The organism is Rhodopseudomonas sp. BR0G17, from assembly GCF_010907025.1.
Classification (GTDB): Bacteria; Pseudomonadota; Alphaproteobacteria; order Rhizobiales; family Xanthobacteraceae; genus Rhodopseudomonas; species Rhodopseudomonas palustris_H.
Map to the genome: position 1 here is coordinate 1 of NZ_QUML01000033.1, position 19854 is coordinate 19854.

Below are 19854 nucleotides of genomic sequence, written 5' to 3' on the forward strand. Positions count from 1 at the left end.
AATCGTCATGGGATCGGTCCTGTATGCGGGCGATCACCGCAACGGCAATGCCCGTGCGACTGTTCGATCAAGCAACACCGACAGAGGCGCCCGCACCGGGTTACGGCGAGATGATCGGCCGGGAATCTACCGAGCGGCCTCCGTCGTGCTGACTATGCACCAGCACCTCGCAGATACAGGAATCTCGACGTGCAAGGACAAAGAGGTGCTTCACAAGCTCGGGATTCCGGGTTCGCTCGCTCAGCGCGAGCGCCCCGGAATGACACTGTTATGGCAGTGTGCGCCGCCCCCCTACTCCACCTTCGCCTTGACCGGCTCGATCACCTCGAAGTTCGGCGAGAAGTCCTCGAACAGGCCGAACAGTTCGCGCAGCTTCAGCGGGTTGCCGCTGACCCAGAGGTCGCCGCTCAGCACCGCGCCGAGGAAGCCGCGCTGCTTCAGCGAGATCGCGTCGAAGGTGGCGCGGTTCAGGGTGACGCTGACGTCGGCGTTGTCGGACAGCTTACCGGAGACGTGAGTCAGCGCCGAGTTCTCCAGGTTCATGGTGTAGGTCTCCTTCAGATCGGTGAAGGTCCAGTTCACCACGATGTGCTTGCCTTCGGCCTTCGCCGCATTCAGCCGCACCGCGAGGAAGTCGAACGCCAGATCGATCGACACGCCCTTGAGTAGATCGGGATTGGACGTCACGGAGTCGGTCTTGATCAGGCCGTTGCGCAGCTCCTGCGCGCCGAGCAGATAGGCGTTGCGCCAGGTCGACGCTTCGGCCTGATAGCCAAGCTGCTCCAGCGCGTCAGCGCCGAGCGCGCGGGCTTCGGTGTTGGACGGATCGGCAAACACCAGCTTGCTGGCCACGGTCGCCACCCAGCGATACTGCCCGGCCTTGTAGTCGTCGCGGGCGCGCGCCAGCACCGCGGCGGCGCCGCCCATATACTCGATCTCCTTCTTGGCCTGCTCGGCACGCGGCAGCGGATTGAGATCGGCCGGGTTGGCGTCGTACCAGCCGAGATAGAACTGATACACCGCCTTGGCGTTGTGGCTGACCGAGCCGTAATAGCCCCGCGCGGCGAATTCACTCGTCAGCGACGGCGGCAGCGTCAGCCGTTCGGCGATTTCGGTCGGCGTCAGGCCGTGATTGAGCAGCCGCACGCTCTGGTCGTGGATGAATTTGTAGACGTCGCGCTGCTTCTTCAGATAGCCGACGACGCGGTCACGGCCCCACACCGGCCAATTGTGCTGGGCGATCACCACATCGGTCTTGTCGCCGTAGCGCTCGATCGCCTCGCCGATATATTTCGACCACAGCCGGCCGTCACGGATCGCGGCGCCGCGCAGGGTGTAGAGGTTGTGCAGCGTGTGGGTGGTGTCCTCCGCCATGTTCAACACCTTGAACTGCGGATAGTACGAAATCATCTCGGACGGCGCTTCGGATTCCGGCACCAGATGGAATTCGATCTCGACGCCGTCGATGCTGCGGGTCTCATAAGCCTGCTTGATCAGGTCGTTCGGCGCGATCAGCGACACCGTGCCCTTGGCCAGAGCCTTGCCGAGACCGGCGTCGACTTGGCCACGATCGCCGACCGGGAGCTGGGTGCCGAACTGGAATTGCGCGCGGCGGCTCATCGCGTTGCCGGCGATGACATTCTCGGCGACCGCATGCTCCATGAAGCCAGTCGGTGCGATCACCTTGACCTTGCCGCTGGCCGCGTCGGCTTCGTCGATCAGGCCACGCGCCCCGCCGAAATGATCGATGTGGCTGTGGGTGTAGATCAGCGCCACCACCGGCTTCTTCGGCCGGTGCTGGTAGTACAGATCGAGCGCCGCCTTTGCGGTCTGCACCGTCAGCGTGGTGTCGGTGATGATCAGCCCGGTGTCGCCCTCGACGATGGTGACATTGGCGATGTCGAGCCCGCGGACCTGATAGACCCGCTCAGCCACCTGAAACAGGCCACTGGCGAGGTTGAGCTGCGCCTGCCGCCACAGGCTGGGATTGACCGTCGCGGAGGGCTGATCGCCCTTGAGGAAGTCATACGGCTTCAAATCCCACGCCGCCGGCGCACCCGGCGGGCCGGGGACAACGCCGTCCGACAGCGACGCGATCAGGCCGCGCTGCGCGTCCTCGAAGTCGGCGCGGTCGGCGAGCGGCAAGGTCTTGGTGATTGCCTCATTGGCGGCGCGGGTCGCCGGCTCGGCGTCGTTGGGTTGCGCGGCGAGCGGCGTGGCCAGCAGCGCCAGCGCCGCGGCGGTCGCTAATATCATCGACGGTATAATTCGTGCCATGCTCAATCTCCGGAAGGGCACGGATCATCACCCGGTTCCCGCCGCAATGACCATTGCAATCCCGCCCGCGAAACCGAAATTTCCTCCCGCGATCTCGGCTCTCCACAGCTACGGTTTTCCCGCACTGCAAAGTATTCCGTAACGCGAATTGAACATGATCGCGCTTCACTGACACCACCAACGGCGGCAGCCCGCCGGGCGGCTGGGCGGAGGGAGAGTGACGATGCGCTATTCGGCCGAAGACCTGCAGGCCGCGACCCAGGCTGGCGTGATCACGCCAGCGCAGGAAGCGGCGCTCCGCACCTTCCTGGACGCACGTCACCCAGCGGACGCGAGCGACGGCCCGCGCTTCGATATCGTGCATCTGCTCTGGTATGCGGGCGCGCTGATCGTGATCAGCGCCATGGGGCTGTTCTCGACCATGGCGTTCGCCGGCCTTGGCGGCGCGGCGCTGACCGCCACCGCGCTGATCTACGCCGTCGCGTTCTGGTGGACCGGTCACTATCTGTGGCACGTGAAGAATCTACGTACGCCGGGCGGGCTGTGTATCGCCGTGGCGGTCGGGATGATGCCGCTGGCGGTGTATGGCGTGCAGGAGGCGTTCGGGCTGTGGTCGGAATTCGGCAAGCCCGACACCGTTCGCAGCTTCTACATCTGGGTCAAAGGCAGCTTCATCTTCATGGAGCTTGCCACCATCGTGGCGGCGCTGGTGGCACTGGCGTTCTACCGCTTTCCGTTCATCGTGTTTCTGATGGCGGTGGCGCTGTGGTTCCTGTCGATGGACCTGGTGCCGTGGATCACCGGCACGCCGCACGGCGATTTCGAAACCGCCCGCAAGGTCTCGATCGGCTTCGGCGCCGGCATGGTGATCGCCGCGATGCTCGTGCATCTGCGCCAGCGCAGCGGCGACTTCGCCTTCTGGCTGTACCTGTTCGGCGTGATGACGTTCTGGGGCGGCATCACCGCGACCTCGAACGGGACCAACCTAGACAAGGCGCTGTACTGCGCCATGAACGTGATCTTCCTCGGCATCGCCGTGGTGCTGGGCCGGCGGGTGTTCGCGGTGTTCGGCGCGCTCGGGATCGCGATCTATCTCGGCGATCTCGCCGAAAAACTGTTCCGCGACTCGCTGCTGTTCCCGTTCGCGCTGTCGCTGATCGGCATCGCCATCATCGCGCTCGGGCTGTTCCTGCATCGCCGCCAGCCGGCGATCGAGGCATGGTGCGACGCGCGGCTCCCCCACGGGATGAAGCGGCTGCGAGTGGCGCCGACATAAGCAAAACGCGCGCGGGCGGCCGCCCTTTATTCGCCGGGCGCTTCGCCCCATATTGCCGGCATGGCGAAGACTCCTGACAAGCCTGGCAAGCCGGCAAAAACCCCAAAATCCAAAGCACATCGGCCCGACGTGAAGCCGATTGGGCCGGCGCTCGCCGAGCTTCTGAATCCGGCGCTCAATCGCGGCGATGCGGGTCTCGGCTCCGGCACCGGCTTGCAGCCGCCGCCGGACAATTCGCACGACCGCCGCACCGGCGGCGAAGCCGCCGTGCATCGCGGCCGCGCTTCGACGGCGAAGGTGGGCGACGGCGCCACACCGCGGCCGACGGCGCTACAGCCCTATCCGCAGCCACCCGGCGCGAGCCGAGGGGGCCTGAACGAGGCGCCGCAGGCGAATTACGGAACTGCCGCCACCATTCCGACACTCGATCCGGAGCTGGCGCGGCAGCTCGGCCTGCCGACCGAGGAGGACGACGCCGAAGCGCTGGCTCGTCCGCCGCGCAGCAAGATGGAGGCACTCGGCGTCAAGGCCACCGCCGACGCACTGGAGAGCCTGATCCGCGACGGCCGCCCCGAATTCAAGGGCGAGGACGGCGGCGTCAAGCTATGGGTGCCGCACCGACCGCCGCGCCCGGAGAAGTCCGAAGGCGGCGTGCGCTTCGTGCTGAAATCCGATTACCAGCCGCGCGGCGACCAGCCGCAGGCGATCAAGGAGCTGGTCGAAGGCATCGACCGCAGCGATCGCACCCAGGTGCTGCTCGGCGTTACCGGCTCGGGCAAGACCTACACCATGGCCAAGGTGATCGAGGCGACGCAGCGCCCGGCCATCATCCTGGCGCCGAACAAGACGCTGGCGGCGCAGCTCTACGGCGAGTTCAAGAACTTCTTTCCCGACAACGCCGTCGAGTACTTTGTCTCGTATTACGACTACTACCAGCCCGAAGCCTACGTTCCGCGCACCGACACCTATATCGAGAAGGATTCCTCGATCAACGAGCAGATCGACCGGATGCGCCACGCCGCGACCCGCGCGCTGCTGGAGCGCGACGACGTCATCATCGTCGCCTCGGTGTCGTGCATCTACGGTATCGGCTCGGTCGAGACCTATACGGCGATGACCTTCGCGCTGAAGCGCGGCGAACGGATCGACCAGCGCCAGCTGATCGCCGATCTGGTCGCACTGCAATACAAGCGTACCCAGGCCGACTTCACCCGCGGCACCTTCCGGGTGCGCGGCGACGTCATCGACATCTTCCCGGCGCACTATGAGGATCGCGCCTGGCGGGTGAAGATGTTCGGCGACGAGATCGAGGGCATCGAGGAATTCGACCCACTCACCGGTCACAAGCAGGACGAGCTGGAATTCGTCAAGATCTACGCCAATTCGCACTATGTGACGCCGCGGCCGACGCTGATCCAGGCGATCTCCTCGATCAAGACCGAACTGAAGTGGCGGCTCGATCAGCTGCACGCCCAGGGCCGGCTGCTGGAAGCGCAACGTTTGGAGCAGCGCACCACCTTCGACATCGAGATGATGGAAGCGACCGGCAGCTGCGCCGGCATCGAGAACTACTCACGCTATCTGACCGGCCGCCGGCCCGGCGAGCCGCCGCCGACGCTGTTCGAATACGTGCCCGACAACGCGCTGGTGTTCGCCGACGAAAGCCACGTCTCGATCCCGCAGATCGGCGCGATGTTCAAAGGCGACTTCCGCCGCAAGGCGACGCTGGCCGAATACGGCTTCCGGCTGCCGTCCTGCATGGATAACCGGCCGCTGCGGTTCGAAGAATGGGACATGATGCGGCCGCAGACCGTGGCGGTGTCGGCGACGCCGGCGGCGTGGGAGCTGAACGAGAGCGGCGGCGTGTTCGTCGAGCAGGTCATTCGCCCGACCGGGCTGATCGATCCGCCGGTCGACATTCGCCCGGCCCGCACCCAGGTCGACGATCTCGTCGGCGAGGTCCGCGCCACCGCGGCGCGCGGCTATCGCACGCTGATCACCGTGCTGACCAAGCGGATGGCCGAGGACCTCACCGAGTTCCTGCACGAACAGGGCATCCGCGTGCGCTATATGCACAGCGACATCGACACCATTGAGCGCATCGAGATCATCCGCGACCTGCGGTTAGGAGCGTTCGACGCGCTGGTCGGCATCAACCTGCTGCGCGAAGGTCTCGACATTCCGGAATGCGCGCTGGTGGCGATCCTCGATGCCGACAAGGAAGGCTTCCTGCGCAGCGAGACCTCGCTGATCCAGACCATCGGCCGCGCCGCGCGAAATGTCGACGGCAAGGTGATCCTCTACGCCGATCAGATCACAGGCTCGATGCAGCGTTCGATCGACGAGACCAACCGCCGCCGCGAGAAGCAGATCGAATACAACACCGCGCACGGCATCACGCCGGAGAGCGTCAAGAAGTCGATCGGCGATATTCTGAACAGCGTGTACGAGCGCGACCACGTGCTGGTCGAGATCGGCGACGGCAAGGGCGCTGGCTTCACCGACGACGCCGCGGTGATCGGCCACAATTTCGAGGCGGTGCTGGCCGATCTCGAAACCCGGATGCGGGAAGCCGCCGCCGATTTGAACTTCGAAGAAGCCGCCCGCCTGCGCGACGAAGTCAAACGCCTGCGCGCCACCGAGCTCGCAGTGATCGACGATCCAACGGTGAAGCAGCGCGGCGTCGCGGCAAAGGCCGGCAGCTACGCCGGCGCCAAACGCTACGGCGACGCCGCGAACTTGCCGGCCGATGCCAGCAAAGGCGGACGCGGGAAGGCTGGAGCGCGCGGCGGCGCCGCCACTTCACCCTCCCCCTTGCGGGGAGGGTCGGCCGAAGGCCGGGGTGGGGGTACCCCAGGCACAGCGTCAAAAGTCCACAAGCCCGACCTCGACGAAATGGGCATCGCCGGCTTTCACGAGTTCAAGAAAGTCCAGCGCCCCAAGCCGCGCAAACCCTCGCTCGACGAGATGGGCCCGGGCACGGAGAGCAAGATCTATCAGCCGACCTCCAGCCGCGAAGCCGGCCCCGAATTCGGCCCCTCCCCCCGCTCGACCGGCGGCGCGCCGGGAAAGCGGGGTGGGTGGAAGAAGAGGTGACATGCCGCCGGCGGGGCATTCCGCTTGCGATATTCCCCAACGGGGAATAGCTTGTTCGGATGATCCGCTCGTTTCGAGATCCGGCGACCGCGCGGCTGTTTGCCGATGAGGACGTGCCGCGGTTTCGCGCGATCGAGCGGCAGGCTCGTCGAAAGCTGCTGCTGCTGGATGGCGCCGCCAAACTCGACGATTTGCGGCAACCTCCGGGCAACAGGCTTGAGGCCTTGAAGGGCGATCGCCGCGGCCAATACTCGATCCGCATCAACGATCAATGGCGGATTTGCTTCGAGTGGCGTGAGGACGGCGCAGAAATGGTCGAAATCGTGGACTATCATTAGAGGCTGGCGGCATGGCCAAACCAAAGCAGCTCCCCCCGATCCCTCCTGGCGAGATTCTGATCGAGGAATTCATGCGCCCGAACGGGATCAGTCAGAACCGGCTGGCGCGCGATATCGACATCAACCCGGCCCGGGTCAACGACATCGTGCACGGCCGCTCTGCGATCACCGCCGCCGTCGCCCTGCGGCTGGCGAAGTACTTCGGCACGACGCCCGAACTCTGGATGAACCTGCAGGCGTCCTACGACCTGCGCCGTGCCCGCGCTGCGGACTGGCCCGCCATCGAGCCGCGCGTCCGCGTGCTCGCCGCGGAGTAGACGCTACGGCTCTTTCGCCGAGCTCCCGTGGCAGTGCAGCGGGCTGCAAGCGGCGGCGCGCCAACCCCAGCGACGACGCGAGCGGGAAGCCTCGGCAGCCCGGCACTCTTACTCTTCGATCAGAACCCCGACCGCCGCCGCTACCTCGGACCGATCCTCGATCAACACATACTCCCCGCGTCCCAACGTCGCCGCGCTCGCCGTGACCACCGCGCGCTTCGGGCAGATGCCGAGGCAGCTGGTGGTGACGAGCTTCGGCCGCTTGCCACGCTGCGCAGCGGCGGCGCGCTTCAGTTCGGCCTTCAGCGCCTGCTTCAGCTTCTTGCCGCCGTCGATCTTGGACAGGCATTTGACGCAGATCAGCACCGGCGGCGGGCGTTTGGGGCGGGCGATAGAGGGGGAGGATTTGGCGGGCATGAACGTAATATAGGGACGATCTGCGATCGTAGGATGGGTTGAGCGCAGCGAAACCCATCAGGCCCCATGCACGCGGGTGATGGGTTTCGCTTGCGCTCAACCCATCCTACCAAGCCTCATCGGCTGCTCCGTCATTGCGAGGAGCGTAGCGACGAAGCCATCCAGCTCCGTGCACGCGGCTGGATTGCTTCGCTGCTCGCAATGACGAAGCGGAGCGGGAAAGCCTCAAGAAGACGTGGATGGCCGGGACGAGCCCGGCCATGACGGCGTGGAGAGGTCGTGAAAAGCAAAAAGGGCGACGCGTGTGGCGTCGCCCTTTTCGATGACTTAGCAGTGCTGCGCGGGATTGATGGGTTTCGCTTTGCTCAACCCATCCTACGAAATCCCGCAGTCTCGCCTCACACCCGCTCGATGATGATCGCCGGGGCCATGCCGCCGGCGGCGCACATCGTCACGAGGCCGCGCTTGAGATTGCGGCGCTCGAGTTCGTCGAGCACGGTGCCGATCAGGATCGCGCCGGTGGCGCCGATCGGGTGGCCCAGCGCAATCGCACCGCCGTTGACGTTGACCTTGGAGCGGTCGAGGTCGAGATCGCGCATGAACTTCTCGGCGACAACCGCGAACGCTTCGTTGATCTCCCAGAGGTCGATATCGTCCTTCGTGAGGCCGGCCTTCTGCAGCACCTTCTTGGCGGCCGGCACCGGGGCGTTGAGCATCAGAGTCGGATCGTCACCGATATTGGCCATCGCCAGGATCTTGGCGCGCGGCTTCAGGCCGTGCTTCTCGGCATATTCCTTCGAGGTGAGCAACACCGCCGCGGCGCCGTCGACCACGCCCGAGGAGTTGCCGGCGTGATGGACGTGCTTGATGTCGACGTTCGGATACTTCTGGTTGATCAGCTTGCGATAGGTGGTGCCCTTGTCGTCGAGCGGATAGTCGGCCATCGCGGTGAAGGCCGGCTTCAGCGCGGCGAGGCCTTCGGCGGTGGTTTCGGGACGCGGATACTCGTCCTTCGCCAGTACGACCTTGCCATCGTCGTCGACCACCGGAACGATGCTCTTGTCGAAGCGGCCTTCCTTGATGGCGATCTCGGCGCGGCGCTGGCTTTCCAGGCCGAGCGCGTCGAGCGCCTCGCGGCTGATGCCTTCCATGCTGGCGATCGCGTCGCCGCAGATGCCCTGGTGCGACTGCGGATGCACCTTGGCGAGGCGGGCGTTGCCCGAGCCCATGCCGAGCGGCGGCTTGCCGGCCGCCATGTCCTCGGCGGCCATCGCGGCGGTCAGCGACATCATCTCGGTGCCGCCGGCGATCACCACGTCTTCCATGCCGCTCATGATCTGCGCCGCGGCGAAGTTCACCGCGGTGATGCCGCCGCCGCAGAAGCGGTCGAGCGTGGTGCCGGAAGCCTTGATGTCGTAGCCGGCGTCGAGTGCGGCCATGCGGCCGAGGTCGCCGCCCTGCTTGCCGCGCTGGGTCGAGGTCGACCAGATGATGTCGTCGACGTCGGCGGTGTTGAGCTTGTTACGTTCGGCGATCGCCTTCAGCACGGTGGCGGCGAGGTGCTGGGGATGCATGTCGGCGAGAGCGCCCTTTCCGACTTTGCCGATGCCGCGGGGGGTGCGGACTGCGTCGATGATGTAGGCGTCTGCCATCTTGTTCTTCTCCCGATGTTGTTTGCGGTTTGTTGGGGCTTGGCGGCGAGATTGTCCGAGACGAGAGCGAAGTCAAGCCGCGGCAGCGATGCCGCACCATGCAATCTGTGGCGCGCGCCGGGTTATGCCGCGCGGCGGAACTGACGAATTGCCAACTGCGGTGCGCCTCTGCATAGTCGCGCGCCAACAAGACACTTCTGGGGGACTACCAACATGGCCGAGGCCGATCTCGACGCGATCATCCGGCAGCTCGCAAAACAGCAGACCAAGGCGCTCACCGCCGCGGTGAAGAAGCGCCGCGACGCGCTGCTGGCCCGCGCCGCCAAGGCCAAGGATGCCGGCGGCAAGGCACAGGGCAAGGCGCTGGCGACCGCCGCCTATGAGCAGGGTCTGGCCGCGGCGAAGCGGCTGCAGACCGCCGCCGACAACGCCGCCGATGCCTACGCCCGCGCGATGCGCAAGGCGGCCGAAGATGCCGCAGCGGCCGCCGCAGCGGCTTCCAAGCCGAAGGCGGACGACAAGCCCAAGCCGACGGCTAAGTCCAAGACCTCTGCCAAGCCCAAGGCGACCGCCAAGCCGAAGCCGGCGAAGGCGGCGGCCGACAAGGCCGAGACCAAGCCGGCCAAGACCGGCGCGAAGACGAAGGCGGCCAAGAAGGCCAAGCGCTGAGCCAGTTCGGCCGTTGAGATGGGCGGCTCGTCCGCCCGTCTCGCTCCAAGCCCGCGGCTCGCGCTCCGCATCACCTCACGATCCGCGAATCAGATGGCGCAACGTGCCGCTATCTTGCGATGCTGATGCGCCGTGCGGCTCACCGGCCGGTATCGCCTAGCTGACGTTTGCAGCCTCGGTACGCTATCCGCCTCGGACTATTCCAGGCACGCGCCGGGCGATTACTCGATATCGGGCGCAACTACTCGAAAGCTGCAGAGAAGCCGGCAAAACCATGGCGGTTTAGTCCGACCAATGCCTGTGAAACGGGCGTTTAGAGCCGGCATTTCTAAATTTGTGCAATGCACAAAATACGATTGCAATTAGCTCTTAGTGTAACTAATCGGAACCGACAGCGCAGCAAATTGCAAAGGGCAAGGCGACCACCGCGTCGCCAGGTGCCGCTGCTTGCATCGACAATCAACCTTTCCCAACGGGATTGCCAATGACAGAGCATAGTCTCTGGCGGTTCTCGCGTGCATTGCATCGCGCCCTTAACGACCGTCAGACTGAAGACCTCGCCACCATCATCGACGACAATATCGACTGGGCGATCTACGGCCCGATCGACATGTTTCCCTTCTTCGGTGCCCGCCAGGGCAAAGAAGCCGTCCTCGAAGTCTGCCGCCAGATCGCCGACAGCGTGCGGATCTATCGCTATCACCGGGAGTCGGTGATGCTGGGGATCGACTCCGCCGCCTCGATGGTCCGCTACTCGCTGACCGCCGCCGGCACTAACCGGCCGATCAGCGTGCGCATGGCGCTGTTCACGCAGTTTCACGGCGGCCGGCTGACCAATCTGCGGATGGTGCTCGACACCTTCGACCTGGTCGAACAGGCGCTCGGCCGCCCGATCCATCTGCCCAAGATCGCCTGAGACAATCGTCCAAGTTGTGGTGCTGCCGGCGTCTCCCCTGAGGCTGGCAGCCGCGTCGTTAATGGGACGTTGAGGATTGTCGCCGAAACACCGAGACGGCGCCGCAGAACGGCCGCGATGCGGTCAAATTGCGCTGGAGTCATGCGGCGGCAGATTACGTGCGGGGGATCCCCGCGCGGCGTGACGCTCACACAGGGGACCAACCGAATGAACGCCATTCCTTCCGAGAAGATCGAGACCACCGAAACCGACGAGAACCTCGCCGCCGTTTCCGAGGTCGAAGCCGGGATCCGCGACTTCGTCCGCAACGACATCGCCTATCTGCGCCGTCCCTCGGCGATGACCTCGACCACCGACACCGCCGCCGCTCCGGCCGCGACGCTCGGTCTCGAAGGCACTGCCGAAGCCGCGGTGAACAACGTCAATTCGCTGATCCAGCGCGTTGCCGGCACCTCGCTCGGCGAGATCGAAAACCTGATCGGTGAGCTGGAGACGCTGCGCGACCTGCTGCACGCCGAAGGTCAGCGGGTTCAGCGCGAGATCTCGAGCTACGCGCAGCTCAGCCAGGCGGCGATGAAGTCGACCCGGATGATCGCCGACAACGTCGCGCAGTGGAAGCGCGCCGCCGAGACCCTGCGTCACGGCTGATCCGGCGTTGCCGGGCGAGCCCGGCAATCACCGCTCTGAAAACGCAAAAGCAGCCATCGCGAGGTGGCTGCTTTTTTGCGTGCGATCTCGGATTTTAGAGAGGATGGCCGGCGGGGACGCCGGCAGCCGCGAGCTTTAAGCTCAGCGGTCGGAGAGCGTGGTTGCGGAGTCGAGGCTGTAGGAGCCCACCGCGTAACCCTTCACAACCATTCCGGTGGTGATCATCACCGCCAGCGTCACGGTGGCGAAGATCACGCCCACCCATTTCAGTCCAGCTTGGTCAGCCATTGTCTTCAATTCCCTCAGCCCTGCGTTCGTCGACCGTGACGCTCGCAGGGTTCACAACGTCTTAATATCCCGGCCGTTCCGGGGCCGTCTCGGTCAAAAGCCTCGCATTTGGTTAAAATGCGAACGGCTGTGTCCCCCTCGCCTCAGTTCACTCCGCGTTCGGCCGGCGCGGCACGAACGCCGTGGCGAGGAACGAGAACACCACCTCGCCGCGCTGATTGATCCCGGTGTTACGGGCCTGCATGATTCCCCACTGCGGCCGCGAATCAGACGGCCGCAGACTTTCGACCTGCTTGTAGTAGGTGATGGTGTCGCCAGCCAGCACCGGCTTGAGCCAGCGCAGCTCGCGGAAACCCGGGGACGGACCGCCGGTCGCCACCAGCTCGCCGCGCTTGGCAGCCTCGGCGGATTCCCGCTGCGCGTCCGCCACCATCAGCTTCATGCACACCGCGGCGACGTGCCAGCCGGAGGCAGCGAGGCCGCCGAACAGCGAGTTCTTGCCGGCCTCCTCGTCGAGGTGGAACGGCTGCGGATCGAACTGCGCCGCGAACGTCTTGATCGCGTCGGCCGTGAACGTGAACGTACCGACCTCACGGCGTTCGCCGATCGTCATGTCTTCCAGGAAACGCATGGTGATCGTTATCCGTTGCTGCCGGCGGCGCTGGTCGCGTCCGCGTCGCGGCGCTTGACGATGATCGGCGACACCATCTCGCTCAGCATCTGGCCGTGGCCGTTGCGCACGTAGCACTTGAAGGTGACGATCCCGGTTTCGGGCCGGCTCTTCGACACCCGTGCTTCGATCACTTCGACGTCGAGCAACAGATCGTCACCGGGGCGCAGCGGCGACATCCAGCGCATCTCGTCGACGCCCGGTGAGCCGAGCGACGCGGTGTCCTTGATGAAGCCGTCGTACATCATCCGCATCATCAGCGACGACAGATGCCAGCCCGAACCCGACATGCCTTTCAGCATCGAGGCGTTGGCGGCGTGGTCGTCCAGATGCATCGGCTGCGGATCGTATTCCGAAGCAAAAGCGATGATCTCCTCGCGCGTCACACGGCGAGGTCCATAGCGGCCGAAGTGGCCGGGCGCGAAATTTTCGAAGAACAGGGTTGTCATGGCATTTGCTGGTGGGAGGCCCGATTGTGGCCGTTATTGCGGTCGATCACAAGCCCATCATTCGGTTTGTTGGGGGAGACCACCGATGTTCAATTTTCGGGACCTGTTTCAATGGGACCGCTTCATCACGCCGACCATCATCAAGACCTTCTACTGGCTGGTGATCGCGTTGACCGTGCTGTTCGGCATTTCCGGCGTGTTTTCCGGGCTGGCGGCGATGGCGGTGAGCCCGTTCGGCGGTTTCATCCTGGTGCTGTCCAGCCTCGCCTCGATCCTGGTCGGGATCGTGTTCTCGCGCATCGTCGCCGAGTTCGTGCTGATCGTGTTCCGCATCAACGAACACCTCGGCGCGATCCGCGATCAGCAGGGATTCAGATAAGCCGCGACGAGGTGTCGCTCGTCATTCCGGGGCGCGAACGCAGTTCGCGAACCCGGAATCCAGAGATTGTTGCGAACAGAGATTCCGGGTTCGCGCTTCGCGCGCCCCGGAATGACTCGCTGAAAGGACGGCGCTCGAAGAGTTTCGCCGTCAGCCTTAGGTATTAAACCTGAAGTGCATCACGTCGCCGTCGGCGACGACGTATTCCTTGCCTTCCAGCCTGAGCTTGCCGCCGTCGCGGGCGCCGGCTTCGCCGCCGAGACGAATATAATCGTCATAGGCAATGGTCTCGGCGCGGATGAAGCCCTTCTCGAAGTCGGTGTGGATCACCGCCGCAGCCTGCGGCGCCTTGGTGCCCTTGGTGATGGTCCAGGCACGGGCTTCCTTCGGACCGACCGTGAAGTACGTGATCAGGTGCAGCAGCTCGTAGCCGGCGCGGATCAGCCGGTCGAGACCGGCTTCGTGCAAGCCCAGCGTGTCGAGGAAGTCGGTGCGCTCTTCCTTCGACAGCGTGGCGATTTCGGATTCGATCTTGGCCGAGATCACCACCGCGACCGCGCCCTCTTCCTTGGCGCGCGCCATCACCTGTTCGGAGAAGCTGTTGCCTTCGGCAGCCGAGCCTTCCTCGACGTTGCAGACGTACAGAACCGGCTTGGAGGTCAGCAGGCCGAGCATCCGGAACGCGCGCTCCTCCTCGGGCTTGCGCTCGAGGAAGCGCGCCGGCTTGCCGTCGCGCAACAGCGTCAGTGCGCGGGTGACCAGCTCGAGCTGCTCCTTGGAATCCTTGTCGCCACCCTTGGCCTTCTTGGTCAGGTTGTCGACGCGCTTTTCCAGGCTGTCGAGATCGGCGAGCATCAGCTCGGTCTCGATGGTGTCGATATCGGCGAGCGGCGCGACCCGGCCCTCGACATGGGTGATATCGCCGTCCTCGAAGCAACGCACCACATGCGCGATCGCATCGACCTCGCGGATGGTGGCGAGGAACTGGTTGCCGAGGCCTTCGCCCTTGGAGGCGCCCTTCACCAGACCCGCGATGTCGACGAAGGTCAGGCGGGTCGGGATGATCTGCTGCGACTTGCCGACCTCGGCCAGCTTATCGAGCCGCGGATCCGGCACGGCCACTTCGCCGACATTCGGCTCGATGGTGCAGAACGGATAGTTCGCCGCCTGCGCCGCCGCAGTCTCGGTCAGCGCGTTGAACAGCGTCGACTTGCCGACGTTCGGCAGACCGACGATCCCGCATTTGAAGCCCATGATATGTCCTGCTGTTCGAGGCCGACGCCGCAACTAAGATACCGCGTCATACGCGGGCTTGACCCGCGTATCCATCTCCTTCGCGAGAAGATGGATCGCCGGGTCAAGCCCGGCGATGACGCTGTTACTTGTTGCTGCCCTTCGGCTCGCCCTTGTCGTTGTCGTAGAAACCCTTCGCCTGCATCGCCAGATGCACCTTGTTGGCGAAGGAGGCGTCCTTACCCTTGGCGATCAGGCCGGCGTTGTCGGCGGCGATCTCGCACAGCGCTTCGACCCACGGCCGCTCGCTCTTGGCGAAATCCCCGAGCACGTGATTGTGCACCAGCTCCTTCGCGCCCGGATGGCCGACGCCGAGCCGCACGCGAAGATAATCGTTGCCGATATGCGCCGAGATCGAGCGCAGGCCGTTATGCCCGGCAATCCCGCCGCCGACCTTCACCCGAACTTTCGCCGGCGGCAGTTCGATCTCGTCGTGAAACACGGCGACCTCGCTCTGGCCGATCTTGTAGAAGCTCGTCGCTTCCTGCACGGCGCGGCCGGACTCGTTCATGTAGGTGAGCGGCTTGAGCAGTGTGATGCGCTCGCCGTCGAGCACGCCGTCTGCGGTCTCGCCCTGAAAACGACGGCGCCATGGCGAGAAGCCATGACGCCGCGCGATTTCGTCGATGACCATGAAGCCGATGTTGTGCCGGTTGCCCTGGTACTTCGACCCGGGATTGCCCAACCCAACGAACAGCCGCATGACGCGGAACCCCGCGCCGGATTACTTCTTCTTGGCCGGCGCAGCAGCCGCGGCCGGAGCCTTGGCGGCAGCAGCCGGAGCCTTCGCCGCAGCAGCCGGGGCAGCAGCGGCCGCAGGCGCGGCACCCGCCGCAGCCTTGTCGTCGTTGTAGCCCGACGGCGGCACGATGGTGACCAGCGTGACGTCGTCACGCGACACCGACTTGACGCCGGTCGGCAGCGCGATGTCCGACAGATGCAGCGACACGCCGATGTCGAGGGTCGACACGTCGGCTTCGATGAACTGCGGAATGTTCTCGGCCGGGGCTTCGAGCTCGACGGTGTGGGTGACGATGTTGAAGGTACCGCCGCGCTTCACGCCCGGAGCCACTTCGAGGCCCTTCAGGTGCAGCGGCACGCTGACGCGGATGGTCGCGCCGGCGCCGAGCCGCAGGAAGTCGACGTGGATCGGGAAGTCCTTCACCGGATCGAGGTGATAGTCGCGCGGAATGACGCGATGCTTCTTGCCGTCGAGGACGACGTCGAACACCGTGGTCAGGAACCGGCCGGCGAGAATCCGCAGGCGGAGTTCTTTCTCTTCGACCGAGATCGGCAGCGGGGATTGGTTGTCACCGTAGATCACTCCGGGCACGCGGCCGGCGCGACGCTCAGCCCGGGCGGCCCCCTTGCCGCTCTTCGGACGTGCGGTCGCCTTCAGTTCCAAGACGCTCGTCATCTGCTTAAGTCCTTGATCTGTAAAAAGTTAAAGGCCGCAAAGCGGCCCATTGCACACGTCGCGGCAAGCCTCCAGGGGTGCGGGGGCCGCGGACGTGGCCGGTTTCTAGCCGCAAAGGCCGCAAATGACAAGGAAATCGCGCCTTCGGAGCACGGCCTCATCCTGAGGAGCCCGGCGCCGCCCGCAAGGCGGCGGCGGGCGTCTCGAAGGATGCGCCCGGGTGTAAGCTTGACCTCATCGGCCTTCATGGTTCGAGACGGCCGCTTCGCGGCCTCCTCACCATGAGGGACTCAGGTAGGGTAAATTGGCGACTGTCCGCCGTCCTTACGCCAGCGCGGTCGGAGGCTCGGAGCCACCACCCTGGCGGGCTTCCAGCGCGGCGATCCGGGCCTTCAGGGCTTCGTTCTCTTCGCGGGTCAGGCGGACCATTTCCTTGAACGCCTCGAACTCCTCGCGCTTCACCAGATCGAGGTCGCGCAGGATCTTCTCGGCTTGGCTGCGCACCACCCCGTCGATCTCGCGCTTGACGCCCTGGGCGGCACCGGCAGCGTCGTTCATCAGGCGGCCGATCTCGTCGAAAAGCCGGTTGTTGGTCTGGGTCATGGTCGAGATCTCCGTCGCGCGTCTTGCGCGGTTGCAAGCCAAACGGGCATTGGCGGTGACAATGGCGATGGATCGGGCCTACTTCAAGGCCGCCAGGCGGGACCTGCGCCGGCCCGATCCGATTTGCCATTCCTTGCGACGTTCGCACCCCCGTCGCAAGGTCGATTTAAGCATCGGTCTGGACGACACGCGGCGCCAATTGACGCTGTACCGTTGCGGGCTTTGGAGATAAGCCAAACGAACAATGCCATTCTTCGCCGTCGCCTTTCCCGTGTTCGATCCGGTGGCCGTCGCGATCGGTCCGTTCGCGATCCGCTGGTACGCGCTGGCTTACATTGCCGGCATCGTCATCGGCTGGCTGTATGCCCGGATGCTGCTGCAGCGACAGCGGCTGTGGGGCGGCCCGTCGCCGATCTCGCTGGAAGCGTTCGACGACTTCATCCTGTGGATCACCATCGGCATCATTCTCGGCGGCCGCACCGGCTACGTGCTGTTCTACAATCTCGACTTCTTCATCCGGCATCCGGCTGAGATCTTCGAGCTGTGGAAAGGCGGCATGTCGTTCCACGGCGGCTTCATGGGCTGCGTGCTGGCGGTCGTGCTGTTCGGGTGGAAGCGCAAGGTGCCGATCCTGTCGCTCGGCGACATCACCTGCGCGGTCGGCCCGATCGGGCTGTTCCTCGGTCGCATCGCCAACTTCATCAACGGCGAATTGTGGGGCCGCCCGGCCGACGCCTCGGTGCCGTGGGCGATGGTGTTTCCCAATGCCGGCCCGCTGCCGCGGCATCCGAGCCAGCTCTATGAAGCCGGACTCGAAGGCATCGGCCTGTTCGTGATCCTGGCGCTGATGATCCGCGCCGGCGCCCTGAAGCGGCCGGGCCTGATCATCGGTGCGTTTCTCACCTTCTATGGCCTTGCCCGCATCACCGGCGAATTTTTCCGCGAGCCCGATCCGCAGCTCGGCTTCCTGTGGGGCGGGCTGACCATGGGCATGCTGCTGTCGGTGCCGATGGTGATCGTCGGCATCGTGGTGATGATCACGACGTGGCGGCGTGGGCGCGTCACGCCCGCGGCGGCGGCGACACCTTCCAGCGAGGCAGCCTCATGATCGACCAGACGGCGCTCGCCACCGAGATCAAGCGGCTGATCAAGGCCGCCGGCCCGATGCCGGTGTGGCGCTATATGGAATTGTGCCTCGGCCATCCCGAGCACGGTTATTACGTCACCCGCGACCCGCTCGGGCGCGAAGGCGACTTCACCACCTCGCCCGAGATCAGCCAGATGTTCGGCGAACTGCTGGGGCTGTGGTCGGCTTCGGTGTGGAAGGCCGCCGACGAGCCGGAGACGCTGCGGCTGATCGAGATCGGCCCGGGCCGCGGCACCATGATGGCGGACGCGCTGCGCGCGCTGCGGGTGCTGCCGGTCCTGTACCAGTCGCTCAGCATCCATCTGGTCGAGATCAATCCGGTGCTGCGTCAGAAGCAGCAGACCATGCTGGCCGGCATCCGCAACATTCACTGGCACGACAGCTTCGATGACGTGCCGGAAGGCCCTGCGGTCATCCTCGCCAACGAATATTTCGACGTGCTGCCGATCCACCAGGCGATCAAGCGCGAAACCGGCTGGCACGAACGGGTGATCGAGATCGGCGCATCCGGCGAATTGGTGTTCGGCGTCGCCGCCGATCCGATCCGCGGCTTCGAGGCATTGCTGCCGCCGCTGGTGCGGCTGGCGCCGCCCGGCGCCGTGTTCGAATGGCGGCCCGACACCGAAATCCTGAAGATCGCCAGCCGAGTGCGTGACCAGGGTGGTGCGGCGCTGATCATCGATTACGGCCATCTGCGCAGTGACGTCGGCGACACCTTCCAGGCGATCGCCAGCCACAGCTACGCCGATCCGCTGCAGCATCCCGGCCGCGCCGACCTCACCGCACATGTCGATTTCGATGCGCTCGGCCGCGCCGCCGAGAGCGTCGGCGCCCGCGCCCACGGCCCGGTGACGCAAGGCACATTCCTGAAACGGCTCGGCATCGAGACGCGCGCGCTGTCGCTGATGGCCAAGGCGACGCCGCAGGTGTCCGAAGACATCGCCGGCGCGCTGCAGCGCCTGACCGGCGAAGGCCGCGGCGCGATGGGCTCGATGTTCAAGGTGATCGGAGTGTCCGATCCCAAGATCGAGACGCTGGTCGCGCTCAGCGACGACACCGACCGCGAAGCCGAGCGCCGGCAAGGGACCCACGGATGATCATTACCTCGCCGCTGCTCGGCGCTGCGCCGGGCCTGCGCCATGCGTTCTTCACCCGCGAGGGCGGTGTGTCGGACGGCATCTATGCCGGACTGAACGGCGGCATCGGCTCCAACGACGATCCGGCCAAGGTCGCCGAGAACCGGCGGCGGATGGCGGAAGCGCTCGGCGTCACGCCGGAGCGTTTCCTCACCGTCTATCAGGTGCACTCGCCGGACGTCGCCGTCGCCGAAGCGCCGTGGGACCAGGCGAGCCGGCCGAAGGCGGACGCCATCGTCACCCGCACGCCGGGCCTGGCGATCGGCGTCACCACGGCCGATTGCGGCCCGATCCTGTTCGCCGACCCAGCCGCGCAAGTGATCGGCGCCGCCCATGCCGGCTGGAAGGGCGCGCTGACCGGCGTGCTGGAATCCACGCTGGACGAGATGGAGCGGCTCGGCGCCCAGCGCAGCCGTGTGGTCGCGGCGATCGGTCCACTGATCCGGCAGCCTTCTTATGAAGTCGGCGACGAGTTCGTCGCCCGCTTCACCGCGGCTAACCCGGCCTATGCGGCCTTTTTCACTGAAGCGGAGCGGCCCGGCCACGCGATGTTCGATCTCGGCGGCTTCATCCGGATGCGGCTCGAGGCCGCCGGCGTCGGCATGATCGATGACCTCGGCATCGACACTTATCCGGACGAGCGGTTCTTCTCCTATCGCCGCACCACCCATCGGAGCGAGCCGGACTACGGCCGCCACGTCCACGCCATCGTGCTCGACCCGGACGCCTGAGACCGGCCAAGCCTCGCCGAAGCTTGCCAAAGATGAACGGGAATTAACCACGTTCGTTTACGCCCGAGGCGACGCCGATCCATCTAATATTTTGAAAATTTTAGAGAAATTGATTTTTTCAGCCTGCAAAGGATT

22 protein-coding genes are annotated in these 19854 nt (G+C 65.2%); 12 read left to right on the plus strand and 10 right to left on the minus strand.

The genetic code is table 11. The features are described 5' to 3' along the window. Window positions 1–291: 291 nt before the first annotated feature. Window positions 292–2277, minus strand: a complete 1986-nt coding sequence (locus DY467_RS20635) for an alkyl/aryl-sulfatase (protein WP_164638651.1) — start codon at window positions 2275–2277, stop codon at window positions 292–294. Window positions 2278–2500: 223 nt separating this feature from the next. On the opposite strand from DY467_RS20635, the gene DY467_RS20640 reads away from it, so the two are divergent. Genes DY467_RS20640 through DY467_RS20655 form a run of 4 tightly spaced genes read left to right on the plus strand, consistent with a single transcriptional unit; the run spans window position 2501 to window position 7304 of the window. Continuing rightward, on the plus strand, window positions 2501–3553 hold the full coding sequence (locus tag DY467_RS20640; RefSeq protein WP_164638653.1) for a hypothetical protein: 1053 nt from the start codon (window positions 2501–2503) through the stop codon (window positions 3551–3553). Between the two features lie 60 nt (window positions 3554–3613). Beyond that, window positions 3614–6649 carry an excinuclease ABC subunit UvrB gene (gene uvrB / locus DY467_RS20645; RefSeq protein ID WP_164638655.1) on the plus strand — a complete coding sequence of 1012 codons (3036 nt, stop codon included), beginning with the start codon at window positions 3614–3616 and terminating at the stop codon, window positions 6647–6649. 59 nt (window positions 6650–6708) lie between these two features. Then, window positions 6709–6987 carry a type II toxin-antitoxin system RelE/ParE family toxin gene (locus DY467_RS20650; protein ID WP_164638657.1) on the plus strand — a complete coding sequence of 93 codons (279 nt, stop codon included), beginning with the start codon at window positions 6709–6711 and terminating at the stop codon, window positions 6985–6987. Window positions 6988–6998: 11 nt separating this feature from the next. Next, on the plus strand, window positions 6999–7304 hold the full coding sequence (locus tag DY467_RS20655) for a HigA family addiction module antitoxin (RefSeq protein WP_012497553.1): 306 nt from the start codon (window positions 6999–7001) through the stop codon (window positions 7302–7304). A gap of 108 nt (window positions 7305–7412) precedes the next feature. Here the strand turns inward: DY467_RS20655 and DY467_RS20660 are convergent, their stop codons facing one another. Next, window positions 7413–7721 (minus strand): (2Fe-2S) ferredoxin domain-containing protein, encoded by a 309-nt coding sequence (locus DY467_RS20660; protein WP_205502603.1) that lies wholly within the window; start codon window positions 7719–7721, stop codon window positions 7413–7415. Between the two features lie 398 nt (window positions 7722–8119). Then, window positions 8120–9373 (minus strand): acetyl-CoA C-acetyltransferase, encoded by a 1254-nt coding sequence (locus tag DY467_RS20665; RefSeq protein WP_164638658.1) that lies wholly within the window; start codon window positions 9371–9373, stop codon window positions 8120–8122. Between the two features lie 213 nt (window positions 9374–9586). Here DY467_RS20665 and DY467_RS20670 point away from each other — a divergent pair, with 213 nt between their 5' ends. The 3 genes from DY467_RS20670 to DY467_RS20680 all read left to right on the plus strand — a co-directional run bounded on the left by DY467_RS20670 (window position 9587) and on the right by DY467_RS20680 (window position 11606). Beyond that, window positions 9587–10042, plus strand: coding sequence for a hypothetical protein (locus DY467_RS20670; protein ID WP_164638659.1), 456 nt, complete (start codon window positions 9587–9589; stop codon window positions 10040–10042). 484 nt (window positions 10043–10526) lie between these two features. After that, a complete protein-coding gene (locus tag DY467_RS20675; protein WP_107345925.1) occupies window positions 10527–10958 on the plus strand; it encodes a nuclear transport factor 2 family protein in 432 nt (143 codons plus the stop codon). 207 nt (window positions 10959–11165) lie between these two features. After that, the gene (locus DY467_RS20680; RefSeq protein ID WP_164638660.1) at window positions 11166–11606 is read left to right on the plus strand and encodes a hypothetical protein; all 441 of its coding nucleotides are present in this window, start codon (window positions 11166–11168) and stop codon (window positions 11604–11606) included. 141 nt (window positions 11607–11747) lie between these two features. Here DY467_RS20680 and DY467_RS26260 read toward each other — a convergent pair whose 3' ends face one another. The 3 genes from DY467_RS26260 to DY467_RS20690 all read right to left on the minus strand — a co-directional run bounded on the left by DY467_RS26260 (window position 11748) and on the right by DY467_RS20690 (window position 13013). After that, entirely contained in the window at window positions 11748–11894 is a 147-nt protein-coding gene (locus DY467_RS26260; protein WP_199851768.1) for a hypothetical protein, read from the minus strand. Window positions 11895–12042: 148 nt separating this feature from the next. Next, complete coding sequence (locus tag DY467_RS20685) at window positions 12043–12525, minus strand: MaoC family dehydratase (protein ID WP_011159885.1); 483 nt, start codon at window positions 12523–12525, stop codon at window positions 12043–12045. Between the two features lie 8 nt (window positions 12526–12533). After that, window positions 12534–13013, minus strand: coding sequence for a MaoC family dehydratase (locus tag DY467_RS20690; protein ID WP_107356890.1), 480 nt, complete (start codon window positions 13011–13013; stop codon window positions 12534–12536). An 85-nt stretch (window positions 13014–13098) separates the two neighbouring features. Here DY467_RS20690 and DY467_RS20695 point away from each other — a divergent pair, with 85 nt between their 5' ends. Further along, window positions 13099–13392 (plus strand): DUF4282 domain-containing protein, encoded by a 294-nt coding sequence (locus DY467_RS20695; protein WP_011159887.1) that lies wholly within the window; start codon window positions 13099–13101, stop codon window positions 13390–13392. 156 nt (window positions 13393–13548) lie between these two features. On the opposite strand, the gene ychF is transcribed toward DY467_RS20695, so the two are convergent. From ychF to DY467_RS20715, 4 genes are all read right to left on the minus strand, one after another. Next, window positions 13549–14646 carry a redox-regulated ATPase YchF gene (ychF, locus tag DY467_RS20700; RefSeq protein ID WP_107356891.1) on the minus strand — a complete coding sequence of 366 codons (1098 nt, stop codon included), beginning with the start codon at window positions 14644–14646 and terminating at the stop codon, window positions 13549–13551. 124 nt (window positions 14647–14770) lie between these two features. Next, window positions 14771–15388: an aminoacyl-tRNA hydrolase gene (gene pth / locus DY467_RS20705; protein WP_107356892.1), complete on the minus strand. Its 618-nt coding sequence runs from the start codon at window positions 15386–15388 to the stop codon at window positions 14771–14773. A 21-nt stretch (window positions 15389–15409) separates the two neighbouring features. Beyond that, on the minus strand, window positions 15410–16102 hold the full coding sequence (locus DY467_RS20710) for a 50S ribosomal protein L25/general stress protein Ctc (RefSeq protein ID WP_107345931.1): 693 nt from the start codon (window positions 16100–16102) through the stop codon (window positions 15410–15412). A gap of 324 nt (window positions 16103–16426) precedes the next feature. Further along, on the minus strand, window positions 16427–16705 hold the full coding sequence (locus tag DY467_RS20715; protein WP_011159891.1) for an accessory factor UbiK family protein: 279 nt from the start codon (window positions 16703–16705) through the stop codon (window positions 16427–16429). Between DY467_RS20715 and DY467_RS20720 the strand changes: the two genes are divergently transcribed. The 4 genes from DY467_RS20720 to pgeF are packed head-to-tail and all read left to right on the plus strand — an operon-like array spanning window position 16704 to window position 19719. Beyond that, a complete protein-coding gene (locus tag DY467_RS20720; protein ID WP_107356894.1) occupies window positions 16704–16937 on the plus strand; it encodes a hypothetical protein in 234 nt (77 codons plus the stop codon). The genes DY467_RS20715 and DY467_RS20720 overlap by 2 nt on opposite strands. Before the next feature lie 12 nt (window positions 16938–16949). Next, window positions 16950–17813, plus strand: a complete 864-nt coding sequence (lgt, locus tag DY467_RS20725) for a prolipoprotein diacylglyceryl transferase (RefSeq protein ID WP_164638661.1) — start codon at window positions 16950–16952, stop codon at window positions 17811–17813. Beyond that, on the plus strand, window positions 17810–18949 hold the full coding sequence (locus tag DY467_RS20730) for a class I SAM-dependent methyltransferase (RefSeq protein ID WP_164571679.1): 1140 nt from the start codon (window positions 17810–17812) through the stop codon (window positions 18947–18949). Before lgt ends, DY467_RS20730 begins: the two co-directional genes overlap by 4 nt. After that, complete coding sequence (gene pgeF, locus DY467_RS20735; RefSeq protein ID WP_164638662.1) at window positions 18946–19719, plus strand: peptidoglycan editing factor PgeF; 774 nt, start codon at window positions 18946–18948, stop codon at window positions 19717–19719. Before DY467_RS20730 ends, pgeF begins: the two co-directional genes overlap by 4 nt. Window positions 19720–19854: the final 135 nt, after the last annotated feature.

Excerpts from the sequence above, each read along its gene's own strand:
- uvrB (WP_164638655.1), top strand. The coding sequence starts at position 3,614 with ATGGCGAAGACTCCTGACAAGCCTGGCAAGCCGGCAAAAACCCCAAAA.
- ychF (WP_107356891.1), bottom strand. The coding sequence starts at position 14,646 with ATGGGCTTCAAATGCGGGATCGTCGGTCTGCCGAACGTCGGCAAGTCG.
- DY467_RS20670 (WP_164638659.1), top strand. The coding sequence starts at position 9,587 with ATGGCCGAGGCCGATCTCGACGCGATCATCCGGCAGCTCGCAAAACAG.
- DY467_RS20685 (WP_011159885.1), bottom strand. The coding sequence starts at position 12,525 with ATGCGTTTCCTGGAAGACATGACGATCGGCGAACGCCGTGAGGTCGGT.
- DY467_RS20730 (WP_164571679.1), top strand. The coding sequence starts at position 17,810 with ATGATCGACCAGACGGCGCTCGCCACCGAGATCAAGCGGCTGATCAAG.
- DY467_RS20665 (WP_164638658.1), bottom strand. The coding sequence starts at position 9,373 with ATGGCAGACGCCTACATCATCGACGCAGTCCGCACCCCCCGCGGCATC.
- DY467_RS20655 (WP_012497553.1), top strand. The coding sequence starts at position 6,999 with ATGGCCAAACCAAAGCAGCTCCCCCCGATCCCTCCTGGCGAGATTCTG.
- DY467_RS26260 (WP_199851768.1), bottom strand. The coding sequence starts at position 11,894 with ATGGCTGACCAAGCTGGACTGAAATGGGTGGGCGTGATCTTCGCCACC.
- DY467_RS20680 (WP_164638660.1), top strand. The coding sequence starts at position 11,166 with ATGAACGCCATTCCTTCCGAGAAGATCGAGACCACCGAAACCGACGAG.
- DY467_RS20640 (WP_164638653.1), top strand. The coding sequence starts at position 2,501 with ATGCGCTATTCGGCCGAAGACCTGCAGGCCGCGACCCAGGCTGGCGTG.
- DY467_RS20715 (WP_011159891.1), bottom strand. The coding sequence starts at position 16,705 with ATGACCCAGACCAACAACCGGCTTTTCGACGAGATCGGCCGCCTGATG.
- DY467_RS20635 (WP_164638651.1), bottom strand. The coding sequence starts at position 2,277 with ATGGCACGAATTATACCGTCGATGATATTAGCGACCGCCGCGGCGCTG.
- DY467_RS20650 (WP_164638657.1), top strand. The coding sequence starts at position 6,709 with ATGATCCGCTCGTTTCGAGATCCGGCGACCGCGCGGCTGTTTGCCGAT.
- DY467_RS20690 (WP_107356890.1), bottom strand. The coding sequence starts at position 13,013 with ATGACAACCCTGTTCTTCGAAAATTTCGCGCCCGGCCACTTCGGCCGC.
- DY467_RS20720 (WP_107356894.1), top strand. The coding sequence starts at position 16,704 with ATGGTCGAGATCTCCGTCGCGCGTCTTGCGCGGTTGCAAGCCAAACGG.
- DY467_RS20660 (WP_205502603.1), bottom strand. The coding sequence starts at position 7,721 with ATGCCCGCCAAATCCTCCCCCTCTATCGCCCGCCCCAAACGCCCGCCG.
- pth (WP_107356892.1), bottom strand. The coding sequence starts at position 15,388 with ATGCGGCTGTTCGTTGGGTTGGGCAATCCCGGGTCGAAGTACCAGGGC.
- lgt (WP_164638661.1), top strand. The coding sequence starts at position 16,950 with ATGCCATTCTTCGCCGTCGCCTTTCCCGTGTTCGATCCGGTGGCCGTC.
- DY467_RS20710 (WP_107345931.1), bottom strand. The coding sequence starts at position 16,102 with ATGACGAGCGTCTTGGAACTGAAGGCGACCGCACGTCCGAAGAGCGGC.
- pgeF (WP_164638662.1), top strand. The coding sequence starts at position 18,946 with ATGATCATTACCTCGCCGCTGCTCGGCGCTGCGCCGGGCCTGCGCCAT.
- DY467_RS20675 (WP_107345925.1), top strand. The coding sequence starts at position 10,527 with ATGACAGAGCATAGTCTCTGGCGGTTCTCGCGTGCATTGCATCGCGCC.
- DY467_RS20695 (WP_011159887.1), top strand. The coding sequence starts at position 13,099 with ATGTTCAATTTTCGGGACCTGTTTCAATGGGACCGCTTCATCACGCCG.